Genomic DNA, 20,404 nt, shown 5'->3' on the forward strand with positions numbered 1-20,404 from the left:
CGCGTTACTCACCCGTCCGCCACTAACTCCGAAGAGTCCGTTCGACTTGCATGTGTTAAGCATACCGCCAGCGTTCATCCTGAGCCAGGATCAAACTCTCCATTTTGTAGAAGTTTGTCTTTCCGAATTTTTCTTTCGACTTCGGAAATCCTGCTATAATTTTTGGTTAAGTTTTGAGTTTACTCAAAAAACCTGATTGACGAGGATTGGTTTTTCTTTAGCTTTCAAAGTATTTTTTTGTCTCGGTTCGGTCGCTGCGGCGGTCTCTCGCCTCAGCACTTATTCAAGATAACAATTGTTTTTCTAGCTCGTCAAGGGGTTGGACAAAAATTTTTTGAGGAATTTTTTCCAAGGGTACGCGATCGCCTATCAATCCTACATTCTGTCGCCTTTCATCCCCATGATTTACCAGTAAACCTGACGCAAGCGGATAAGTAGCTGTAGTGGCAGATAAAAATACCCTGTAGAAAGATACTAGTAACACTTCCCCAGGGTGAGATGAATTGATAAGTAGCTTGTTTGCTTGAGTCAAAATTAAGGAACAGCAATCGGAATTAAGGCATTTTCTGGCAGATAACTAGTAAATCGCCCTTCATCTGAGAAGACAAAAATCAGGCGCAGGGGGTAATCGGGTGGGACTTGTAAATCTGCCCAAGGGACTGCTACTTCTAAGCAGGTATTGAAAGCGACTTGAGCGCGGCTAAACCGGGGATGCCATTGGAAATTCTCTCCAGCTTCGCGAAACTGAAGTGATTGTGTCAGTAAATTAATCTCCAAATGGTGGTGAAATAGATAATTAACTGGAGCGATATCTGGGACTTCTGCTAAGGGTATTGGACTATTCAGCATGGTTTTATCGGGATAGAACCATAGCAAGTTCAACTCTGCTGGCAAATCTCGACCTGGAGTAATGCCGCTTTTTAAGTCCATTCGCAAATAAAAGTTGAGATGATCTACTCCATACCACAGTCGCTGAATGGGGCTACTGATATGCATGGTTCCCCTGGCTCCGCCTATTTCTAAGCGTCCGGCTTTGTCCCAGTCCTGTTCATCACCTTTACCATCGATGATGGGATGAATAAACCCTTGGGGGGTATGATCTGTCCTGGCGGCATGTACTTCTAGGGGTTGTCTGAGATATGGGGGTATGGGTTCATTTAAGGCTTTGTAAATGCCGTAGAGATGCTCTCGAAATAATTGGTCAAAAATTGCATCCTGATTTGAGGAATGTCCTTCACCAAACCACCAAAACCAATCAGAACCTTCGGCTGCATATAGTGCTTCCCAGGCTTCGGGGTTATTTTCTTCTGTGGCTTCTGGGTGACTGGCTAGAGTTTCTCTGGCTTGGGTGAGGTAGTCCCAAGCACGATTTTTGGCAGGATCGCCAATCCAAGTGGTAAAGCTACCATCTACCCAAGAACCACTATGTAGCTGTTCTCCGGGGATAGTGGCTGTGGCGGGAAATTGTGCGAGAAATTCGGAGACAGTGACTAGTTTGATATTGGGTTCTAATTCTAAACTTTGATATAAGGCTTCTAAGAAGGGTTTACCGTCTTGGGGATAAAATTCCCAGCAATTTTCGCCATCTAAGGCAATTGTAACTAACCAAGGCTGTTCGCTTTGTTTGTCTCGCTGCATTTTGGCGATCGCTTGCAGGTGTCCAACTAAGTCTGCAGCTGCTTGTTTTGCTGGCATTGCTCCGTAGGTGAAGCCAATTAAATCTGATAATCGGTGATCGCGGAAAACAATTGCTAAATCACCAGAGGGCGTTGCTAGGCGATAGGGACGGTATAAAAGTTCTGGTTCTTCAACATTCCCGGCTCCATCGCGATGGAAAAAGTGTTTTAGCGTCCATCCTAAGACAGCTTCATCTGAGCAAATCCACTTAAAACCTTGTTTTATAATATGTGGTAATACTGCTGGGCTAACTGATTGTTCGGAAGGCCATAAACCGCGAGGTTCTTGACCAAAGCGGTCTGTATATAAATCCCAAGCTTTTTGTAAATGTCGAGGAATATCTTCTGCCCATTGAAACCGTCGCTGTGGCAAATTCATCTGGGGTACAGCTACGCGACCGGAATTAGTATCGGCTAGTAAGGGTAAGATGGGGTGAGTGTAGGGGGTAGTTGTTACTTCTAGTTGCCCTGCGGCTTGCATTTTCCGGTGCTGGGGAATGATGCGGCTGAGGATTTCTCGTTGTTTGGAATAAATACGCTGGCGATCGCTTAAAGTAAAATCGCGACCTTGTTTTAACCAACTGGCAATTTCTGGATCGTCCCAAAATAGCGGATCTATCCAGGCAAGATTGTGCCAAGCTAGCAAATCGCTGTAATCTTGCAGTTGCCAATTCTCTAAACACCAAGCTTGACCTTTATCTTGCCTTTGATGATACAACTGGCTATAGCGCGGATGAGGATCGATCAGGGTGTGGTGATTGGCATCAAAAAAATGTTGGACAATAAATTCCCGTTGTTCTTGAGTTAATTGTTCAACTGGTGTCAAACTGGCTGTGAGATAAGGATCTAAGGCTGTACCTGCTATGTAATCTTCTAATTGCAATATTAATGAGGGAACCAAATTTACTGTTTGGTGTAATTTAGGATACTTTTCCAAAAGTAACACCAAATCTAGATAATCCTTGGTGCCATGCAGCCTAACCCAAGGTAGGCGGTACTGTTGGCTGGAAGATAACGAAACGCCGCTGCCAGGGGATTTGTACAGCGGCTGATGTTGATGCCAAATAAAAGCGACGTAGAGAGGTTGAGTCATAGGAATAATGGGGCATGGGGCATGGGGCATGGGGAAGCCACTTCCTGAGCCAGGTTTGCCGACTTGTAAACTCGAAGTGGCTTCCCGCAGGCTAGCAAGTAGCTCTATGGGGCATAGGATATGGGGTATGGGGCATTGAAAACAATTTTGGATTTTGGATTTTAGATTGGAATCCAAAATCGCAAATCTAAAATCTAAAATTCTCCTAGCCCCTAGCCCCTAGTCCTTAGCCCCTAATCTCTAGTCCCTAGATTACTTGCTCGACTTCGGCAATTTCGGGAATCATTTCCTTTAAACGGCGCTCAATACCCATTCTTAAGGTCATGGTAGAACTAGGACAAGAACCACAGGCTCCTTGCAAGCGCAATTTGACTATAGGCCCATCTAGTTCTACTACTTCTACGTTGCCGCCATCAGATATCAAATAAGGGCGCATTTCATCTAGTACTGTTTCCACGTTTTCAATTGTTAGTTCCATAGTTTGTGTCCTGTCAATGAACTGAAGGCATGGGAAATTAGTCTATAGTGGAGCTAAAGCACAACTAAAAAGCCAGTTCCCAACATTTTCTTTTTTTGCTTTTAAAACGATCCTAGATCTAATTGCAGCTAGTTGTTAGTTATTGGTAGTCAGTTATCTGCTTGTGATGACTTTTGTAAATATCCCAAGAATAAGCCATTCACCACACAGCTATCGATATAGTGTTGTATTTTTGTGGGAAGATTAGGTTAAGAATAGAGCTAAAGCTGAAAATATAATTATTTTGATTGATTACCTGTGAGTCTTGATTTCCACAGAGCAGCAGTATTTATATGGATATAAAAGTTACAGAATAAATTTTTGTGCAGTTTTTGGCAGTATTAGCCAATTATTCGTCATAAATGGTGATTTTGTCATTTTTCAACCTGGACTAACACAGATTGCTGGGAAAATCGTTGTCACTTGTAGAAACAATTACTGGCTGTTGATACAGGGGAACTGTAAATGTCACTGTCGAGCCAAGTCCTTCACCCAGGCTGTAAAAGTGTACTTCACCACCCATAGCCTCGACTAACTTCTGTGAAATTGCTAATCCCAAACCTGTACCTCCATACTGGCGGGTGCGAGAACCATCAACTTGGGAAAATAATTGAAATAATTTGTCTTGCTTGTCTAAAGATACACCAATACCCGTATCTGCTACGCGCACTCTGACCATACCAGGAAATGGTTGCCCTTGAAATTTGATTTTTTTGAGGACAATATCGGCGCTGATGGTAATTCCACCTTCTTGGGTAAATTTAATGGCATTACCTACTAAGTTGAGCATGACTTGTAGGAGGCGTTGGTAATTACCTTGAACAATAATCTCATCTGAGGTAGTAGGTAATTGCATCTGGAAGCTCAAGTTTCTCATTTGAGCTTGGGGACGCATAAAGTTGTCTACATCACTAAATAACTCAGCTAATTGGACTGGACTACAATCTAGCTCCATTTTGCCAGCTTCGATTTTGGCAATGTCCAAAATATCATTGATAATATTTAGTAAATGAATTGATAAATGGTGAGCTTCTTGAAGAAATTGATTTTGTTCTTCTGGATCGTCTGCCATTCCTTCTAAAATCAGCTTGAGAAAACCAATCATCCCGTTGAGGGGGGTACGAATTTCATGGGAGACGTTAGCAAGAAATTCGCTTTTAAGACGGGATGCGTCTTCGGCTTTTTGACGGGCTGATTCTAATTCTTTGTATAAGGTAGCATGAGCGATCGCAGTTCCCAACTGATCGGCTACTTCTTTGGCTAGTTCAATTTCGGCTTCTGTCAATGGATAGCATTCTTCTGGGACTGTTAAAGCTACTAATCCATTGGCTTGGTCTTGATAAGATGTAGCTACTACTAAAACTTTCTGTTTTGGACACAGGGTATATTCAGGCGATTCCATGACTACTGGTTGTAAAGTAGTCAAAGCATGGGCGAAAGCAGGTTCATCAGCGATATCTATATCTTGGTTGAGCATAAATTTGCTCTGGTTCTGATAATACTCTGCTTTCACCTGAATTTTAGAACTGCGCGGCTGGTGGGAACAAATTATACAACGCTCTAGCCGCAGGACTTTACCCAAACTATCAACTGTTTGTTGCCAAATTACATCCAGATCTAAATTACGGCGAATATTTTTGGTAACTCTAGTCACCAGTTTCTGGTGTCTCTGGGAACGTACAGTTAACTCTATTTGAGTAGGTGTTTTGGTGATGACATCTATTGTGGTTCTGTTGACTTTTGCTTGTAGTAAGCGTCCCATAACCAAAACAGTGGTGGCTGCTTTCCCCAACTGGGGCATAATTGGCGTGATGACTAACTCCAACTCAAATAACTCTTGGCCGTAACTAAACCAGCACTGTAGTTTTTCTGGCACTAGGTTTGTCAAAATCCGGTGTAATCGCTCCAAATAGGCTACTTTCTCCACTGGCTCAAAGCTAGCCCGCTCGTTACACTCATCTACTATCTGCTCGGGATTTAACCCTAGAACTTCACTGTGCTGCCAATAAAAAGCCAGGTAACGGCCTGACTCATCTTGAGTGTATACCAGCTCTGCGCCTAGAGTTGGTAATAAATAGTCTGTCGGATGATTGATAGAATTACGATTCTGGGAGAATAAGTTCGGCAATTGAGAATTAGCAGTAATAGTCATTATGGAGTTGGATAGACAAATAGCAGCCGACGACATTATTACTAAAGCTGCTTAAAGTTTGGCATAAATTATTACAGCTTTGAAGTCTTGAGTTGAAGTTTTAGTTTTTTTCTGCGCCAAAGTGGCAGATTTTACATTTTTTTGATTTTGAATTTACATTTTATTTATAAATTTAATCGTTCCATTCTCCGCGAGGTGGAATAGGTGAACGTACGGGAGTACGTGTCAGTTCGTCGTCTCTGGGAACCTCACCCCGTAGCCATTGGCGAATTGCTACTTCAATTACTTTGCTGGGGTCATTGGTTAAATGCTGAATTTGCTCAACTAATTCGGAGTCTAGGCGGACAGCAATTTCTACCTTATCGGCTTGTCTGTGTTCCGCATCGGTAGCTTTTTCTTTCATATTCATAGGTTTATATACTCAGGAATTTTCTTTTGAAAAACTTTGTCAAGCAGTACTATTATGAATTTCGGATTAGTTTACTGAACAAATGCAAAAATTTATAGTTACATAGTTCCCCGAAATTTTACCAAATTAACAGATGCTGCATACAAGTGAGAATTGTTAATGAAATTTACCAGACAATAGCTCTAGAAGCTTTGTCAGTCAATTAATCGTTACGAGCAATTACGGGTTGACTTACTTGCGCTCCTACACTATGTACTTATACATATTTATTGTACGCTTCTGGTCGATCAATACCAGCAAGTAACCATAGAGTTTTATCTATTCTTCAAAGGGAATGATTAGGGGTAGGGGGTAGGGAAGGAGGAGAAGGGGGACAAGGAGGACAAGGAGGACGAATGACAATTGTACAGACGCGATTCATCGCGTCTCTAACAACTGACAACTGACAACTGACCATTGACTAATAAAGCATTAAAATACATTAAGTAATTTGCTCTGTTAACCTTGGTTGCTTTTTCAGCAAAGATGATATATGACTGACGTTCCCGCAGTTCGCATTCGCAATTTTTGTATTATTGCTCACATCGACCACGGGAAATCCACCCTTGCCGATCGCTTACTCCAAGCTACTGGTACTGTTGAAGATCGGCAGATGAAGGAGCAGTTTCTCGACAATATGGATCTGGAACGGGAGCGCGGCATTACCATTAAGCTGCAAGCTGCCCGAATGAACTACACTGCTAAAGATGGTCAGCAGTATGTGTTGAATTTAATTGATACGCCTGGACACGTAGATTTTTCTTATGAGGTGTCCCGCTCTCTGGCTGCTTGTGAGGGGGCGCTGTTGGTGGTGGATGCTTCTCAAGGCGTAGAAGCGCAAACTTTGGCTAATGTGTATTTGGCTCTGGAACATAATCTGGAAATTATCCCGGTTTTAAATAAAATCGATTTACCAGGTGCAGAACCAGACAGAGTCATTAGCGAAATTGAAGAGATTATCGGCTTAGATTGCAGTGGTGCGATTTTAGCCTCAGCTAAAGAAGGTATTGGGATTAATGAAATTTTAGAGGCGATTGTTGAGCGCGTACCACCAGCACCGAATACTGTAGATCAGCGCTTGCGGGCGTTAATTTTTGATAGCTACTATGACAGCTACCGGGGTGTAATTGTTTACTTCCGGGTGATGGATGGTAGCCTGAAAAAAGGCGATCGCATTTATTTAATGGCTTCTGAAAAAGAATATGAAATTGATGAATTGGGGGTTCTCTCTCCCACTCAGAAGCAAGTTGATGAACTTCACGCTGGGGAAGTAGGTTATTTAGCCGCCGCCATTAAAGCTGTAGCTGATGCGCGGGTAGGGGATACAATTACCCTAGCTAACGCTAAGGCTCCAGAAGCTTTACCAGGGTACACAGAAGCTAACCCGATGGTCTTTTGTGGGATGTTCCCCATCGATGCTGACCAATTTGAAGACTTGCGGGAAGCTTTAGAAAAGCTGAGGCTAAATGATGCGGCGCTACATTACGAACCAGAAACTTCCAGCGCGATGGGCTTTGGTTTCCGGTGCGGGTTCTTGGGTTTGTTGCACATGGAAATTGTCCAAGAACGGTTGGAAAGGGAATATAACTTAGATTTAATTATTACAGCCCCTTCTGTGGTTTATAAGGTAACTACTGTGAAGGGTGAGGAACTGTATATAGATAATCCTAGCCATTTACCCTCTCCCAACGAGCGTGAGAAAATTGAAGAGCCTTACGTTAAGGTAGAAATGATTACACCTGAGACCTACGTAGGCACTTTGATGGAGTTGTCGCAAAACCGCCGGGGTATTTTCAAGGATATGAAATATCTCACCCAAGGACGGACGACTTTAACATACGAGCTACCTTTGGCGGAAGTGGTGACAGACTTTTTTGACCAAATGAAATCGCGATCGCGCGGTTATGCGAGTATGGAGTATCACCTGATTGGTTATCGCGAAAATCCTTTGGTGAAGCTGGATATTATGATCAATGGCGATCCGGTGGATTCTTTGGCGATGATTGTCCACCGCGATAAAGCTTACAATGTTGGTCGCTCGATGGCAGAAAAGTTGAAAGAACTTATTCCCCGCCATCAATTTAAAGTACCCATTCAAGCGAGTATTGGTAGTAAAGTTATCGCCAGCGAACATATCCCAGCTTTGCGCAAAGACGTACTAGCCAAATGCTACGGTGGTGACATCAGCCGGAAGAAGAAACTTTTGCAAAAGCAAGCAAAAGGTAAAAAGCGGATGAAATCTGTAGGTACGGTGGATGTTCCTCAGGAAGCTTTTATGGCTGTTTTGCGATTAGATCAAAGTTGATAGTTGGGCATAGGGCATGGGGCATGGGGCATTGAAACGATTTTAGATTTTGCGAAAAGTCGGAGCGCCGGCTTCCGGCGCTCTGAACTTTTCAAGACGGATTTTAAATTTTCGATTGGAATCCAAAAGACGCTTGCGGACTTGCTATCGCAAATTGTTCGACTGAGCGCTTACGATGAAGTCTAAAATCTAAAATTTCTCCTTGGTTTTCTTGTCCCTGCATGTTCTTCATCCCCATTCCTGAAAAGTGTAATGGGGTTTTTGCTTTATTTGAGGGCTGAAAATATTTAACTAAATTGTTTTACTTAAAAATGTTAACTTTTGGCACAATCGTCAGGATTCACTGACTCAATTTATGAAGATGAATATCTTAAAGGATTTGTATGAACTTGCTGTATGATAGCAAGTCGCTAAATGTAGATGAAGTTTACTCGAAAAATTTTGCTTTGCTAATATTTATATTTCAGAAGTAATAACTAAAAAAATATTAAGAAATTTAAATTTTTAGTAGATATACTCACTGTAATCGTCACACTTATACCTTATAAATATAAGTTTTTAGCTATTTGTTATTTCTCAAGCATTGGGGGGTCTAGTAAATGAAGATATTGGTATTAAGTTGGGAATTTCCGCCAAGGATAGTTGGCGGGATTGCGCGTCATGTGGCAGAGTTATATCCCGAATTGGTGAAGCTGGGACATGAAATTCATTTAATTACGGTGGAACACGGTCAAGCTTCGATGTATGAATTGGTAGAAGGAATACATGTACATCGAGTCCCGGTAGCTGCTAGTCGAGATTTTTTTCATTGGATAGTCAACTTAAATGAGAGCATGGGACATCATGGTGGCAAGCTAATTCTAGAAGAAGGCCCGTTTGATTTAATTCATGCTCATGATTGGTTAGTTGGTGATGCTGCGATCGCACTTAAGAGTAACTTTAAAATCCCCCTAATTGCGACAATTCACGCGACTGAATACGGACGCTATAACGGTATTCATACAGACACCCAACGCTATATCAGTGGTAAAGAGAATTTGTTAGCTTTCAACGCTTGGCGAATTATTGTTTGTAGCGAATATATGCGCCGGGAAGTAGAAAGAGTATTACATAGCCCTTGGGATAAAATTGATGTAATTTTTAACGGAATTCGTCCAGAAAAGAAACAGCATCATGAAGGTTTTCATGCTGATAATTTTCGCCGCCAATTTGCTGAAGACAATGAAAAAATTGTCTACTATGTTGGACGCATGACTTACGAGAAGGGTGTGCCTTTATTACTCAATGCGGCACCCAAGGTACTGGGGGAAATGAATGGTAATGTTAAATTTGTGATTGTTGGTGGCGGTAATACCGACCATCTCAAGCGTCAAGCTTGGGATTTGGGAATTTGGCATAAATGCTATTTTACTGGTTTTCTTTCTGATGAATACTTAGATAAATTTCAGACTGTAGCTGACTGTGCAGTTTTCCCCAGTCTTTATGAACCATTTGGTATAGTTGCATTAGAAAGTTTTGCCTCGCGGGTTCCTGTAGTTGTATCTGATACTGGTGGTTTTCCGGAAGTAGTACAACATACAAAAACCGGGATTGTTACCTGGGTAAACAGTCCTGACTCGATTGCTTGGGGTATTTTGGAGGTGTTGAAAAATCCTGGTTATCGCCAATGGCTGATTGATAATGCTTATGAGGATTTAGAGAGACGCTTTAGCTGGCCAAAATTAGCCCTGCAAACTGAAGCTGTGTATGAGCGAGTTGTGAAAGAGCGATCGCAAATAGACTGGTTTTAAATTGCACAAGCAAGGGAAAACAGAGCAGAGAATAAAAGATTACCCTGCATTTTTTGGGTTAAAAAACAGTACAAGCCTTGTACGCTGGGAATTTCACCCCTTCTGGTGAGAGAGTTAGCAAATAATTGCAGTTTGCACCAGAAGGTTAGCATGACTAAGGCTTTTCCAAATATAGCAAAGTGGTTAAAGACCGTAGGAACCATGTTGCTGAAGATGGGAACCACCTTCATCACCCATATTACAGCAAACTTGAGACGCTATTTTCAGGACATTAGCGAGGATTTTGATTCTCCTGTAGCTCCCTTACCTAGCTTACCTGCTGCTTTACCTGTCTTAACTCACCTAGCCGGGCCTGTGCTTAACTTGGGTGGGGGTGGCCCTGATGTTGAGGAAGCGATTCAATGGATGATTCACCAGGTGAGGGGCGGTACTAACTGCGCTACTAAGGTGAATGTTGTAGTTCTCCGCACATATGGTAATCACGATTACACTCGACTGATTTATGAGATGAAAGGCGTAAGGTCAGCAGAGACGCTGATTGTCAGCAATCGCAACGATGCCAACAAAGCGGAGATTGTTGATAAAATCCGCAAAGCAGATGTAATTTTTATTGCTGGCGGCGACCAATGCCAATACATTCGTAACTGGAAAGGCACTAAACTAGAAGCGGCTGTCAATTCTGTTTACGCCAAAGGTGGGGGAATTGGCGGTACTAGTGCGGGGGCGATGATTCAAAGTGAATTTGTTTATGATGCTTGTGCTTCTTCGGAAGAAGGGATTGAAACCAGAGATGCCCTAGAAGATCCTTATCAGGATATTACCTTTACTTACAACTTTTTTAAATGGCGGCATCTTTCGGGAACCATTGTCGATACTCACTTTGACAGGCGCAAAAGAATGGGCAGAATTATGGCTTTTATCGCCCGTCAAATTCAGGATGGCAAAACTCAACGGGCTTTAGGTATCGCCATTAGTGAAGAAACATCGGTTGTGATTGATAAATATGGTTTGGCAAAAGTGATGGGTAGGGGTGCAGCGTATTTTATTTTAGGCGATCGCCCGCCAGAAGTTTGCAAACCCCGCACACCTCTAACATTCCACGACTACAAAATTTGGCGTGTTCCCCGTGGCGACACCTTTGATTTAAAAAACATACCCAGTAGGGGTTATTATTTGCGGAGTGTCAAACGGGGAAGGTTTAGTTCAGATCCGTATTAAATTTGGGCATGGGGCATGGGGCATTGGGCATGGGATATTGTCCTCCTTGTCCCCCTTGTCCCCCTTGTCCCCCTTGTCCCCTTCTCCTCACACCAAAGTCGTCTGCTTGCGTAAACTCCTAATAGTGGCGATCGCATGTTTGGCTGCGATATCAATCTCCTCTGGGGTATTGAAGCGACCAATGCCAAAGCGGACTGAAGCGTAGGCTAGCTGTGGGGGATGTCCTAAGGCGGTGAGAACGTGGGAAGGTGCTGTTACGGCTGAATTACAAGCGGAACCGGAGGAAACTGCCATGATTGATTGTAATCCTAAGCCAAGTGCTGCGCCGTCTACGCCGTCTACGCTGATACTTAGGTTTCCTGGTAGGCGTTGGGTAAGATGTCCGTTGAGATGAACGCCTTCGATTTGCGAAAGCTGTTCCCATAGTTTTAACCGCAGTTGTGTCAGGCGTTGATTTTCTGTTGCTTGTTCTGCTAAAGCGATTTCTACAGCTTTACCGAAACCGACGATTTGCGGTGTATATAATGTACCCGATCGCATTCCTCGTTCATGTCCGCCACCATGTTGTTGAGGGGCGAGTTGGACTCTGGGGTTGCGCCTGCGGACATATAACGCACCAATCCCTTTTGGCCCGTATACTTTATGTGCTGTTAGCGACATTAAGTCAATTTTTTGCGCTTGCACATCCAAGGGGATTTTACCAATAGCTTGGGCGGCGTCGGTGTGGAAAAGAATATTGCGATCGCGGCAAATTTCACCAATGGCTGATAACGGCTGCAATACGCCGATTTCGTTATTTGCAGCCATTACCGATACTAAAATTGTCTCTGGGCGAATCGCTTTTTCTAACTCAATTAAATCAATTAATCCGTCTTTTTGTACGGGAAGTACTGTAATTTCAAAACCCAATGTTTTTAAATATGCACAGGGATCGAGAACAGCTTTATGTTCTGTCGCCACTGTAATAATATGCTGTCCTTTTTGGAAATAGGCTTCAGCTACACCTTTTATCGCTAAATTATTAGCTTCTGTCGCCCCACTAGTAATCACAATTTCTTCTGGTGAGGCGTTAATCGCTGTTGCTAAAATTTCTCGCGTTTGTTTCACAGCTGCTTCTGCTTCCCAACCGTAAACATGGCTGATACTTGCTGGATTACCAAACTTTTCTGTGAAGTAAGGAATCATTGCTGCTAATACTCGTTCGTCAACAGGGGTGGTAGCATGACAGTCTAGGTAGATGGGGCGATTAGACATATATCAACTCAAAAATTAACTCAATTTTTTGAATATCCTGAGAATTGGATAACGTAAATTTATCGGATAAAGCATACTCAAACTTATCTTGCTGAATTAGCTTGATAAACTACAAATCTTCGCCACTGGTTACACAGCCAAACACAGGTTTATCTGGCTGATGATTAGCCAGCATATCAGCGATCGCTTGCAGTATAGCTTCTAAAAGGGAAAAACTAGCTCTTTTAGCTTCAATTACTCACAACTACAGTTGTTCTTGAATAACTAAAACGTCAATTCGTCCTCTAACAATTTCGTCTTTATCCTCAATTGCAATTTCTCTCGACTTTTCCGTAGCTAATAAAAATGGCTCACGATAACATCCAGCTAAATCTAGTAATGGAGATAATAGCACCATTTTGGCTACATTCTCTCAGATTGCTGAAAGCTGTACTCGTGTAAATTTTGACTCTAACTTACAGATAAATTTGAGACATCTGGGAATACTAGATTGAGAAAATATCAGATGAGCGCAATATGGTGAGCACTCTTGTCAGTATTCCTGGATATCGCATTAGTGAAGAACTCTACAATGGTTCGAGAACAATAGTTTATCGCGCAGTCAGAGAAAGTGATTCAGTAGCAGTAGTTATAAAACTGCTGAAGAATTCTTATCCTAGCTTTAGCGAATTGTTGTTATTTCGCAATCAATATAGCATTGGCAAAAATCTCAACTCACCTCTGATTATTCAAACCTATAGCCTTGAACCCTTACAAAATGGCTATATGTTAGTAATGGAAGATTTTGGCGGAATTTCTCTCAAGGATTATTTCAGCAAAAATCAGCCTATCGCATATATAGGGGAGTTTTTAGTTATAGCGATCGCACTCTGTGACATTCTAGACTTACTCTACCACGAGCGGATTATTCATAAAGATATCAAACCTAGCAATATCTTAATTAACCCCCAAACTAAACAAGTTAAATTAATTGACTTTAGTATTGCATCTTTATTACCTAGAGAAACCCAAACCCTCGTTAACCCCAATGTTTTAGAAGGAACATTAGCTTATATCTCTCCCGAACAGACAGGGAGAATGAATCGGGGGATTGATTATCGCACAGATTTTTATTCATTGGGTGTGACTTTTTATGAATTGCTAACAGGAGAGTTAGCATTCCAATCTCATGATGCGATGGAATTGGTACATTCTCATCTTGCAAAAATTCCGCCATTAATACATGAAATTAAGCCAGATATTCCCTCAGTTATCTCAAAAATTGTCAGCAAGTTGATGGCTAAAAATGCTGAAGATAGGTATCAGAGTGCATTGGGGTTAAAATTTGATTTAGAAAAATGTCTAATTCAGCTAAAAGAAACTGGTGAGATTAAAGACTTTGAAATTGCTAGTAGGGATTTGTGCGATCGCTTCATCATTCCTGATAAACTGTACGGACGGGAAAATGAAGTTCAGTCTTTACTCCAAGCCTTCGAGCGTGTTGCTGGCGGTAGTTCTGAACTGATGCTGGTGGCTGGTTTCTCTGGTATTGGCAAAACTGCGGTGGTGAATGAAGTCCACAAACCCATTACCCGACAGTGTGGCTATTTCATCAAAGGGAAGTACGACCAGTTTAATCGCAATATTCCATTTTCAGCCTTTGTCCAAGCTTTTCGCAGCTTGATGGGACAAATCCTCAGCGCATCCGATATAGAACTAGCTCACTGGAAGGAGCAAATCCTGGCTACTGTTGGTGAAAACGGACAAGTTCTCATTGAAGTCATTCCCGAACTAGAATACATCATTGGCTCCCAACCCCCGGTAATTGAGCTGGTTGGTAGTGCATCTCAGAATCGATTTAATTTGTTGTTTGGCAAATTTATTCAGGTATTTACGAAACAAGAACATCCCTTAGTAATTTTCCTCGATGATTTACAGTGGGCAGATTCCGCTTCTTTGAATCTGTTGAAATTGTTGATGAGCGAGTCAGAAACAGGCTATCTACTCGTACTCGGAGCTTATCGGGATAATGAAGTTTTTCCAGCCCACCCGTTGATGCTCACCCTGAATGAAATTAGACAAACAGGTGTCAATCTCAATACCCTCATTTTGGCTGCTTTGAATGAATTAGATATTACCTGTTTAGTTGCCGATACATTGCAGTGTGCAAATAATATCGCTGCACCGCTTTCGCACTTAGTTTACCAAAAAACTCAGGGAAATCCATTTTTCACCATTCAGTTTTTGTACGGACTGCACGAGGAAGAATGTATTATTTTTAATCCTACCTCTGGCTATTGGCAGTGTGACTTAACCCAAGTAACACAGTTAGCTCTGACGGATGATGTTGTAGAATTTACGATCCGACGATTGCAGAGGCTACCAGAAGCAACACAGCAAGTATTAAAGCTAGCGGCGTGCATTGGGAATAGATTTGATTTAGAAACATTAGCAGTAGTTTGTGAAGCTACTCCAGAGAGTGTAGCAGCAGACTTGTGGCGATCGCTTCAAGACGGGTTAGTTATTCCAGAAAACTCAACCTACAAGTTTTTCCAGGGAAAGGGAGATGATGTAGAAACGGTTGATAACATTACTGTTAGTTATCTGTTTCTCCACGATAGAGTGCAGCAAGCCGCTTATTCTCTCATTCCTGAGACTTTGAAACAAGCAACCCACTTCCAAATAGGCAAACTTCTGCTGGCTAATGTTTCACCAGCAGAACAAGGCAGCAAAATTTTTGCCATTGTCAATCACTTAAATCAGGGCTTTGTACTGCATCAAAGCCAAGAAGAACGTTCAGAACTTTTACAGCTAAACTTAATTGCCGGAAGAAGAGCTAAAGAATCTACTGCCTATGGGGTTGCTGTTAACTACTTTACGGTAGCTGAGAGCTTGTTACCGCCAGATAGTTGGCAGCAATGTTATGAGAAAACCTTAGATGTTTATTTCAATCTCGCAGAAGTTAAGTATTTGTCTGGAGATTTTCAATCTTCTCTAGCCATTGTTGAAACGATTTCTAGCTTTGCCAGACAACAAATTGAAAGAGCTGAAGCATTTAACCTAGCAATTTTGATGTTCACATTGCAAGGTCAGTACCTCCAAGCACTTGAGTATGGACAAAAAGCATTGTCTTGCTTGAATTTTGATTTATCAGAAATAGACTTACCACAGAAACTTGAATCTTACCAACGTGAGATTGAATTGAAATTAAGCGATCGCACAATAGAGCAGCTAGTCGATGAACCAGAGGCCACCGATCCAGAAAAACGCCTGATTATCAAAATCTTGAATAATTTAATCGTACCCGTTTATGTTCTCCAAAAGGGAGAGCTATACTTTATCGTTGCCTTATCGATGGTTTCAGTATCTCTTAATTTTGGCGTAATAGCTGAATCAGGAAACGGATTTTCAGCCTATGGAATGTATCTCGGATATTATCAGAGCAACTATCAATCTGGCTATGAATTTGGCGTCTTGGCGGAAAGTTTAGCCAAACGATTTAAGCAAGCAGATAATCTATGTAAAGCCTGCTATATGCTGGGGAATAATTTACTTTCCTGGGTGCGTCCCTTGCGTTGCTCGGTGCCTATTTTCGACCAAGGATTAGTGGCTGGGCTACAGTCTGGGGAGATGGTTTTCTCAGGTAATCTTTTGATGTACAAGCTGCTCAATCCATTTTATGCAGGAGAAAGCCTATTAGAAATTCAGCAAAATCTTCCTGAATATCTAGAATTTTGTGCCAAGAAACTTAACTATCAGCTTCCTGTGGATGTACTCTCTGGATTAAAAATTGCACTTGCTGAACTTACAGCTAGTCCTGTTGAGAATATCCCAACTGAGCAGCAGCATCTTGAAGTATGTAGGCTCAACAACAGTGATTATGCAATTTGCCATTATTTGCTCCTAAAAACTAAAATTCTATGTTTTTACGGGCGTTATGAGGAGGCATTGGAATCGGCTCAGGGGGCTGAAAACCTCTCTGGTACAATTACTGGAAAATATCAGGTTGCAGCTATCAATTTCTATCAATCTATTGCTATAGCTGAATACTGCCGGAGTCATTCTCTAGGTTTAGATAATAGTTACATCCAAAAAGTTAAATCCAACCAAGCGCAACTGAGTTTATGGGCAGCTAGTTGTCCGGAAAACTTTGCTCATAAGTACGATCTCGTGAATGCAGTTTTAAGCGTTTTATCAGGACAGAAAACAGAAGCAATTGAACTGTTCGATAGTGCTATTTCTCTTGCTGAAGTCAATGGCTATCTTCAAGAAAAAGCCTTAGCAAACGAACTTGCAGGTAAATTTTGCCTCGAATGGGGCAAGCAAAAATTCGCCGCAGGCTATATACAACAAGCCTACTATTGTTACGAAAAATGGGGAGCAAAAGCCAAAGTTGCCGATTTAGAAAAACGCTATCCCCAATTACTCGCCCCCATATTACAGCAAAGCCGTTCTGTTGTTTCCACTAACGAAACTATCTTCCCCTTGGGGAGTGTTACGTCTTCTAGTTCTAGCAGTAGTGTCTCAGATACTCTAGATTTAAAAGCAATTCTCACAGCATTTCAGACTATCTCTGGTGAAATTGAACTAGAAAAACTGCTTTCATCGTTATTGAGAATCGTGATAGAAACTGCTGGGGCTGATAAATGCCTGTTAATGCTGCTACAAGACAATCATTTACTAATTCAAGGCGCAATTACCCAAATAACGCAACCGATTGTTTTACAAAGTCTTCCCATTGCAGACAGTCAAGATATTCCCCACCAGCTGATTTACAAAGTCAAGCACAGTCAACGAACTGTAGTGTTACTGGATGCAACCGCAGATCCCACCTTAGCTAATGACCCTTATATTATCAGTCAGCAGCCAAAGAGTATTTTGTGCAGCCCGATTTTGCATCAAGGTAAATTACTGGGGATTTTATATCTAGAAAATAATTTAGCAAAGGGGGCGTTTACGAGCGATCGCATCGAACTCCTCAACCTACTCTGCACACAAGCCGCCATTTCTCTAGAAAATGCGCGATTGTATGAACGTTCTCAGGAATACAGCCAAAAATTAGAGCGATCGCTCCATGAGTTAAGTGCTGCACAGATGCGCTTGCAAGCATCAGGAAAAAGACTCCAGCTATTAGTAGAACAAACTCCACTGGCATTCATAGAATGGGATACTAATTTCTGTGTTACTGACTGGAATCCAGCAGCAGAAAGGATATTTGGCTACAGCAAACAGGAAGCTTTAGGTTGTCAAGTCCAATTCCTTGTTCCGCCAACAATTCAAATCCAAATTGAGCAGATTGTATGCCATCTTTTATCGCAACAAGGCGGCAATTACAGTATTAATGAAAATATTACAAAAGATGGTAAAACTATTATTTGTGCTTGGTATAATAATCCGCTTGTCAATGCAGATGGTGAATTAATTGGAGTTGCTTCTCTAGCAGATGATATTACGGAGCGCAAACTTGCCGAAGTTCAACTTCAACAAAAATCCCAAGAGTTAGAACAAGCACTACAAGACTTACAAAAAGCCCAATTACAAATGGTACAAAGTGAAAAAATGTCCGCCTTGGGTAACTTAGTCGCTGGTGTTGCCCACGAAATGAATAATCCTTTAGGCTTTATTGCCGCCAGTCTTAAACAAGCTCAACCCACCTTCACTGATATTATTGAACATTTAAAACTCTATCAAGAAACTTTAAGCGATAAGAGTGAAGAAATTCTCGCTCACGAGACAGAAATTGATTTGGAATACACCATAGAAGACTTGCCTAAAATGCTCGATTCTATGACAATGGCTTGCGATAGATTAAAAAATATCAGCACTTCTCTACGGACTTTCTCCCGTGCTGATAAAGATTATAAAGTACCATTTAATATTCACGAAGGTATTGATAGTACCATCTTAATTCTCAAACATCGTCTCAAAGCTAACGAAAAACGTCCCGCGATTGCAGTAATAACTAATTACGGTAATTTACCAAAAATAGAATGTTTTCCAGGACAATTAAATCAAGTATTTATGAATATTTTAGCAAATGCTATTGACGCTTTAGATGAATCGAATCACGGACGAAATTTTGAGGAAATTCAAGCTAATCCTAACCACATTACCGTGACAACTTCGGTAGAAAACAATCTCGTTAAGATTGCCATTGCTGATAATGGTAAAGGTATGAGTGAAGAAGTAAAACAAAAGATTTTTGACCATTTATTTACTACTAAAAGTGTTGGTAAAGGCACAGGCTTAGGGTTGGCTATAGCTAAACAAATCGTTGAAGAAAAACATGGAGGATTAATAGATGTAATTTCTGAATTAGGTGAAGGCAGTATATTTGCTATCCACCTACCGTTGTAATATATTCGTAAGCTAATCAGGATTTAAGCGCTTCGGGGCATGGCAGTGTCAATGCCCCTACAATCAACGATTATCTGTACCTCACCAACCTACAATTCGTTGTTAGTAGCCATCATGAACTGCGTACACCATAACAGATGAAAATAGAAGGTGAATATATCTATTTTGATAGACATATAATACCAATTCAAATAATCTTTGCGACACATCAAAATATTCTAGAGGGCATGGCAGTGCCAGTGCCCCTACAATCTGGCGCATTCTTTTTTTCAATTGGTATAACTTTTATTTTCAACCCAACCATTCACAAGAAAAGCTCTTTTCCCATGCCCCATGCCCCATGCCCTATGCCCATTTTAAATTTAAGTCAACATTAAAAATTGTCGTCGGTTGAAACTAAGATAAAGCAGTTGATATGGTTGCCAATTCTTGCAGTTTATTTAAAACTTGTTGAGCATGAGCTTTAACTTTCACATTTGACCAAGTATAAGCAATTTTTCCATCAGGATCGATGAGGAAAGTTGAGCGCACAACTCCCATATATTCTTTACCCATAAACTTCTTTAATTGCCAAACTCCATAAACTTCGGCTAAATCATGTTCTGGATCGCTTAACAGGGTAATTGTTAAGTTATGTTTAGCAATAAATTTACAATGAGATTGGCTAGAATCTGGACTTACGCCGAAGATTTTTGCGCCCATTGCGCTAAATTGTTGATTTAACTCGGTAAAATCTTTGGCTTCTGTGGTGCAACCTGGGGTGTTATCTTTGGGGTAAAAATAAAGCACCACCCATTGACCGCTAAAATCCGTTAAACTGACGGGAGTTTCGTGTTCGTCAGGAATGGAAAATTCAGGTGCGGGTTGTCCGATTTGGGGAATATTACTCATAATTGATACAAGAGCGATCGCTTTAAAATTCTACCTATAATTTGTTGACGGTTGATGGTTGACTGTTGACTGTTGACTGTTGTAGGGGCGGGTTCACAGATATCCTCGTGGATCAACAATGATCTAAATAAACCCGCCCCTACATACCATTGACTAATGACTAAATTCTTTTTCTAACTCTGTGATGCGTTGCATTTGTTGCAGATTCCATTCGTCGTTGGAGTATGGGGTAGAAAACCAAGCATCGAGAATTTCTTTAGCGATCGCATCTGTTGTTGCACGCAGACTAAGTACTAAAACATTAGCATGATTCCAAATACGTGCCCCACGGGCTGTCTCAGCATCATGACACAAGGCGGCGCGAATACCAGTAACTTTATTAGCGGCGATTGATGCACCTGTACCAGTCCAACAAAAAACAATTCCCTCGTCTGCTTGTTGCGTGGCTACAGCTAAAGCCACTTTACTACTGCTGATAGGCCAATCAACTTCTGATTCATTTTCATCCAATGAACCAAAGGTGACGATTTGATGTCCGCGCTGTTTGAGTTCTGCAAGTACTATATCTGTTAAGTGTGTACGTTCATCACTACCAATAGCAATTTTCATCTCAGCACCCCTAATGATGAGTCAATAGTCAACAGTCAATAGTCAATAGTCAATAGTCAACAGTCAACAGTCAACAGTCAACAGTCAACAGTCAACGCTATTTTCAAGCAAACAT

General features: G+C 41.5%; 14 protein-coding genes and 1 rRNA gene. 4 read left to right on the top strand and 11 right to left on the bottom strand.

Going from position 1 to position 20,404, the window contains the following annotated elements:
* From H6G08_RS20640 to H6G08_RS20665, 6 genes are all read right to left on the bottom strand, one after another.
* Positions 1-106: ribosomal RNA gene (locus tag H6G08_RS20640) — 16S ribosomal RNA — on the bottom strand; the annotation flags it as partial.
* A 177-nt stretch (positions 107-283) separates the two neighbouring features.
* Positions 284-484 carry a hypothetical protein gene (locus tag H6G08_RS20645; RefSeq protein ID WP_190555623.1) on the bottom strand — a complete coding sequence of 67 codons (201 nt, stop codon included), beginning with the start codon at positions 482-484 and terminating at the stop codon, positions 284-286.
* 50 nt (positions 485-534) lie between these two features.
* Positions 535-2,769 (bottom strand): glycoside hydrolase family 57 protein, encoded by a 2,235-nt coding sequence (locus H6G08_RS20650; RefSeq protein ID WP_190546387.1) that lies wholly within the window; start codon positions 2,767-2,769, stop codon positions 535-537.
* Between the two features lie 247 nt (positions 2,770-3,016).
* Positions 3,017-3,247 (bottom strand): NifU family protein, encoded by a 231-nt coding sequence (locus tag H6G08_RS20655; RefSeq protein WP_190546286.1) that lies wholly within the window; start codon positions 3,245-3,247, stop codon positions 3,017-3,019.
* Between the two features lie 430 nt (positions 3,248-3,677).
* Positions 3,678-5,438, bottom strand: coding sequence for an ATP-binding protein (locus H6G08_RS20660; protein WP_190546287.1), 1,761 nt, complete (start codon positions 5,436-5,438; stop codon positions 3,678-3,680).
* Between the two features lie 172 nt (positions 5,439-5,610).
* Complete coding sequence (locus tag H6G08_RS20665) at positions 5,611-5,847, bottom strand: hypothetical protein (RefSeq protein WP_190546288.1); 237 nt, start codon at positions 5,845-5,847, stop codon at positions 5,611-5,613.
* A 532-nt stretch (positions 5,848-6,379) separates the two neighbouring features.
* On the opposite strand from H6G08_RS20665, the gene lepA reads away from it, so the two are divergent.
* From lepA to H6G08_RS20680, 3 genes are all read left to right on the top strand, one after another.
* Entirely contained in the window at positions 6,380-8,191 is a 1,812-nt protein-coding gene (gene lepA / locus H6G08_RS20670; RefSeq protein ID WP_190546289.1) for a translation elongation factor 4, read from the top strand.
* Between the two features lie 599 nt (positions 8,192-8,790).
* A complete protein-coding gene (locus H6G08_RS20675; RefSeq protein WP_190546290.1) occupies positions 8,791-9,981 on the top strand; it encodes a glycosyltransferase family 4 protein in 1,191 nt (396 codons plus the stop codon).
* Positions 9,982-10,131: 150 nt separating this feature from the next.
* Positions 10,132-11,199 (top strand): cyanophycinase, encoded by a 1,068-nt coding sequence (locus H6G08_RS20680; protein WP_190546291.1) that lies wholly within the window; start codon positions 10,132-10,134, stop codon positions 11,197-11,199.
* Positions 11,200-11,286: 87 nt separating this feature from the next.
* On the opposite strand, the gene H6G08_RS20685 is transcribed toward H6G08_RS20680, so the two are convergent.
* Both H6G08_RS20685 and H6G08_RS20690 read right to left on the bottom strand, forming a co-directional pair.
* Positions 11,287-12,453, bottom strand: a complete 1,167-nt coding sequence (locus tag H6G08_RS20685) for a cysteine desulfurase family protein (RefSeq protein ID WP_190546292.1) — start codon at positions 12,451-12,453, stop codon at positions 11,287-11,289.
* 244 nt (positions 12,454-12,697) lie between these two features.
* On the bottom strand, positions 12,698-12,850 hold the full coding sequence (locus H6G08_RS20690; RefSeq protein WP_190546294.1) for a hypothetical protein: 153 nt from the start codon (positions 12,848-12,850) through the stop codon (positions 12,698-12,700).
* A 119-nt stretch (positions 12,851-12,969) separates the two neighbouring features.
* Here H6G08_RS20690 and H6G08_RS20695 point away from each other — a divergent pair, with 119 nt between their 5' ends.
* Positions 12,970-18,789 carry an ATP-binding sensor histidine kinase gene (locus H6G08_RS20695; protein WP_190546296.1) on the top strand — a complete coding sequence of 1,940 codons (5,820 nt, stop codon included), beginning with the start codon at positions 12,970-12,972 and terminating at the stop codon, positions 18,787-18,789.
* A 396-nt stretch (positions 18,790-19,185) separates the two neighbouring features.
* Here H6G08_RS20695 and bcp read toward each other — a convergent pair whose 3' ends face one another.
* Genes bcp through H6G08_RS20705 form a run of 3 tightly spaced genes read right to left on the bottom strand, consistent with a single transcriptional unit; the run spans position 19,186 to position 20,289 of the window.
* Positions 19,186-19,680, bottom strand: coding sequence for a thioredoxin-dependent thiol peroxidase (gene bcp, locus H6G08_RS20700; RefSeq protein WP_190546298.1), 495 nt, complete (start codon positions 19,678-19,680; stop codon positions 19,186-19,188).
* Entirely contained in the window at positions 19,677-19,799 is a 123-nt protein-coding gene (locus H6G08_RS38240) for a hypothetical protein (RefSeq protein WP_277877844.1), read from the bottom strand. Before H6G08_RS38240 ends, bcp begins: the two co-directional genes overlap by 4 nt.
* Positions 19,800-19,833: 34 nt before the next feature.
* A complete protein-coding gene (locus H6G08_RS20705) occupies positions 19,834-20,289 on the bottom strand; it encodes an RpiB/LacA/LacB family sugar-phosphate isomerase (RefSeq protein ID WP_190546300.1) in 456 nt (151 codons plus the stop codon).
* Positions 20,290-20,404: the final 115 nt, after the last annotated feature.

The sequence above is a fragment of the Calothrix anomala FACHB-343 genome (assembly GCF_014696435.1).
Taxonomy (GTDB): Bacteria; Cyanobacteriota; Cyanobacteriia; order Cyanobacteriales; family Nostocaceae; genus Aulosira; species Aulosira anomala_A.

What these genes read in the sequence shown, in the direction of transcription:
- H6G08_RS20660 (WP_190546287.1), bottom strand. Translation starts at nt 5,438, where the DNA reads ATGACTATTACTGCTAATTCTCAATTGCCGAACTTATTCTCCCAGAAT.
- H6G08_RS20650 (WP_190546387.1), bottom strand. Translation starts at nt 2,769, where the DNA reads ATGACTCAACCTCTCTACGTCGCTTTTATTTGGCATCAACATCAGCCG.
- H6G08_RS20675 (WP_190546290.1), top strand. Translation starts at nt 8,791, where the DNA reads ATGAAGATATTGGTATTAAGTTGGGAATTTCCGCCAAGGATAGTTGGC.
- H6G08_RS20665 (WP_190546288.1), bottom strand. Translation starts at nt 5,847, where the DNA reads ATGAATATGAAAGAAAAAGCTACCGATGCGGAACACAGACAAGCCGAT.
- lepA (WP_190546289.1), top strand. Translation starts at nt 6,380, where the DNA reads ATGACTGACGTTCCCGCAGTTCGCATTCGCAATTTTTGTATTATTGCT.
- H6G08_RS20655 (WP_190546286.1), bottom strand. Translation starts at nt 3,247, where the DNA reads ATGGAACTAACAATTGAAAACGTGGAAACAGTACTAGATGAAATGCGC.
- H6G08_RS20705 (WP_190546300.1), bottom strand. Translation starts at nt 20,289, where the DNA reads ATGAAAATTGCTATTGGTAGTGATGAACGTACACACTTAACAGATATA.
- bcp (WP_190546298.1), bottom strand. Translation starts at nt 19,680, where the DNA reads ATGAGTAATATTCCCCAAATCGGACAACCCGCACCTGAATTTTCCATT.
- H6G08_RS20685 (WP_190546292.1), bottom strand. Translation starts at nt 12,453, where the DNA reads ATGTCTAATCGCCCCATCTACCTAGACTGTCATGCTACCACCCCTGTT.
- H6G08_RS20695 (WP_190546296.1), top strand. Translation starts at nt 12,970, where the DNA reads ATGGTGAGCACTCTTGTCAGTATTCCTGGATATCGCATTAGTGAAGAA.
- H6G08_RS20690 (WP_190546294.1), bottom strand. Translation starts at nt 12,850, where the DNA reads ATGGTGCTATTATCTCCATTACTAGATTTAGCTGGATGTTATCGTGAG.
- H6G08_RS20680 (WP_190546291.1), top strand. Translation starts at nt 10,132, where the DNA reads ATGACTAAGGCTTTTCCAAATATAGCAAAGTGGTTAAAGACCGTAGGA.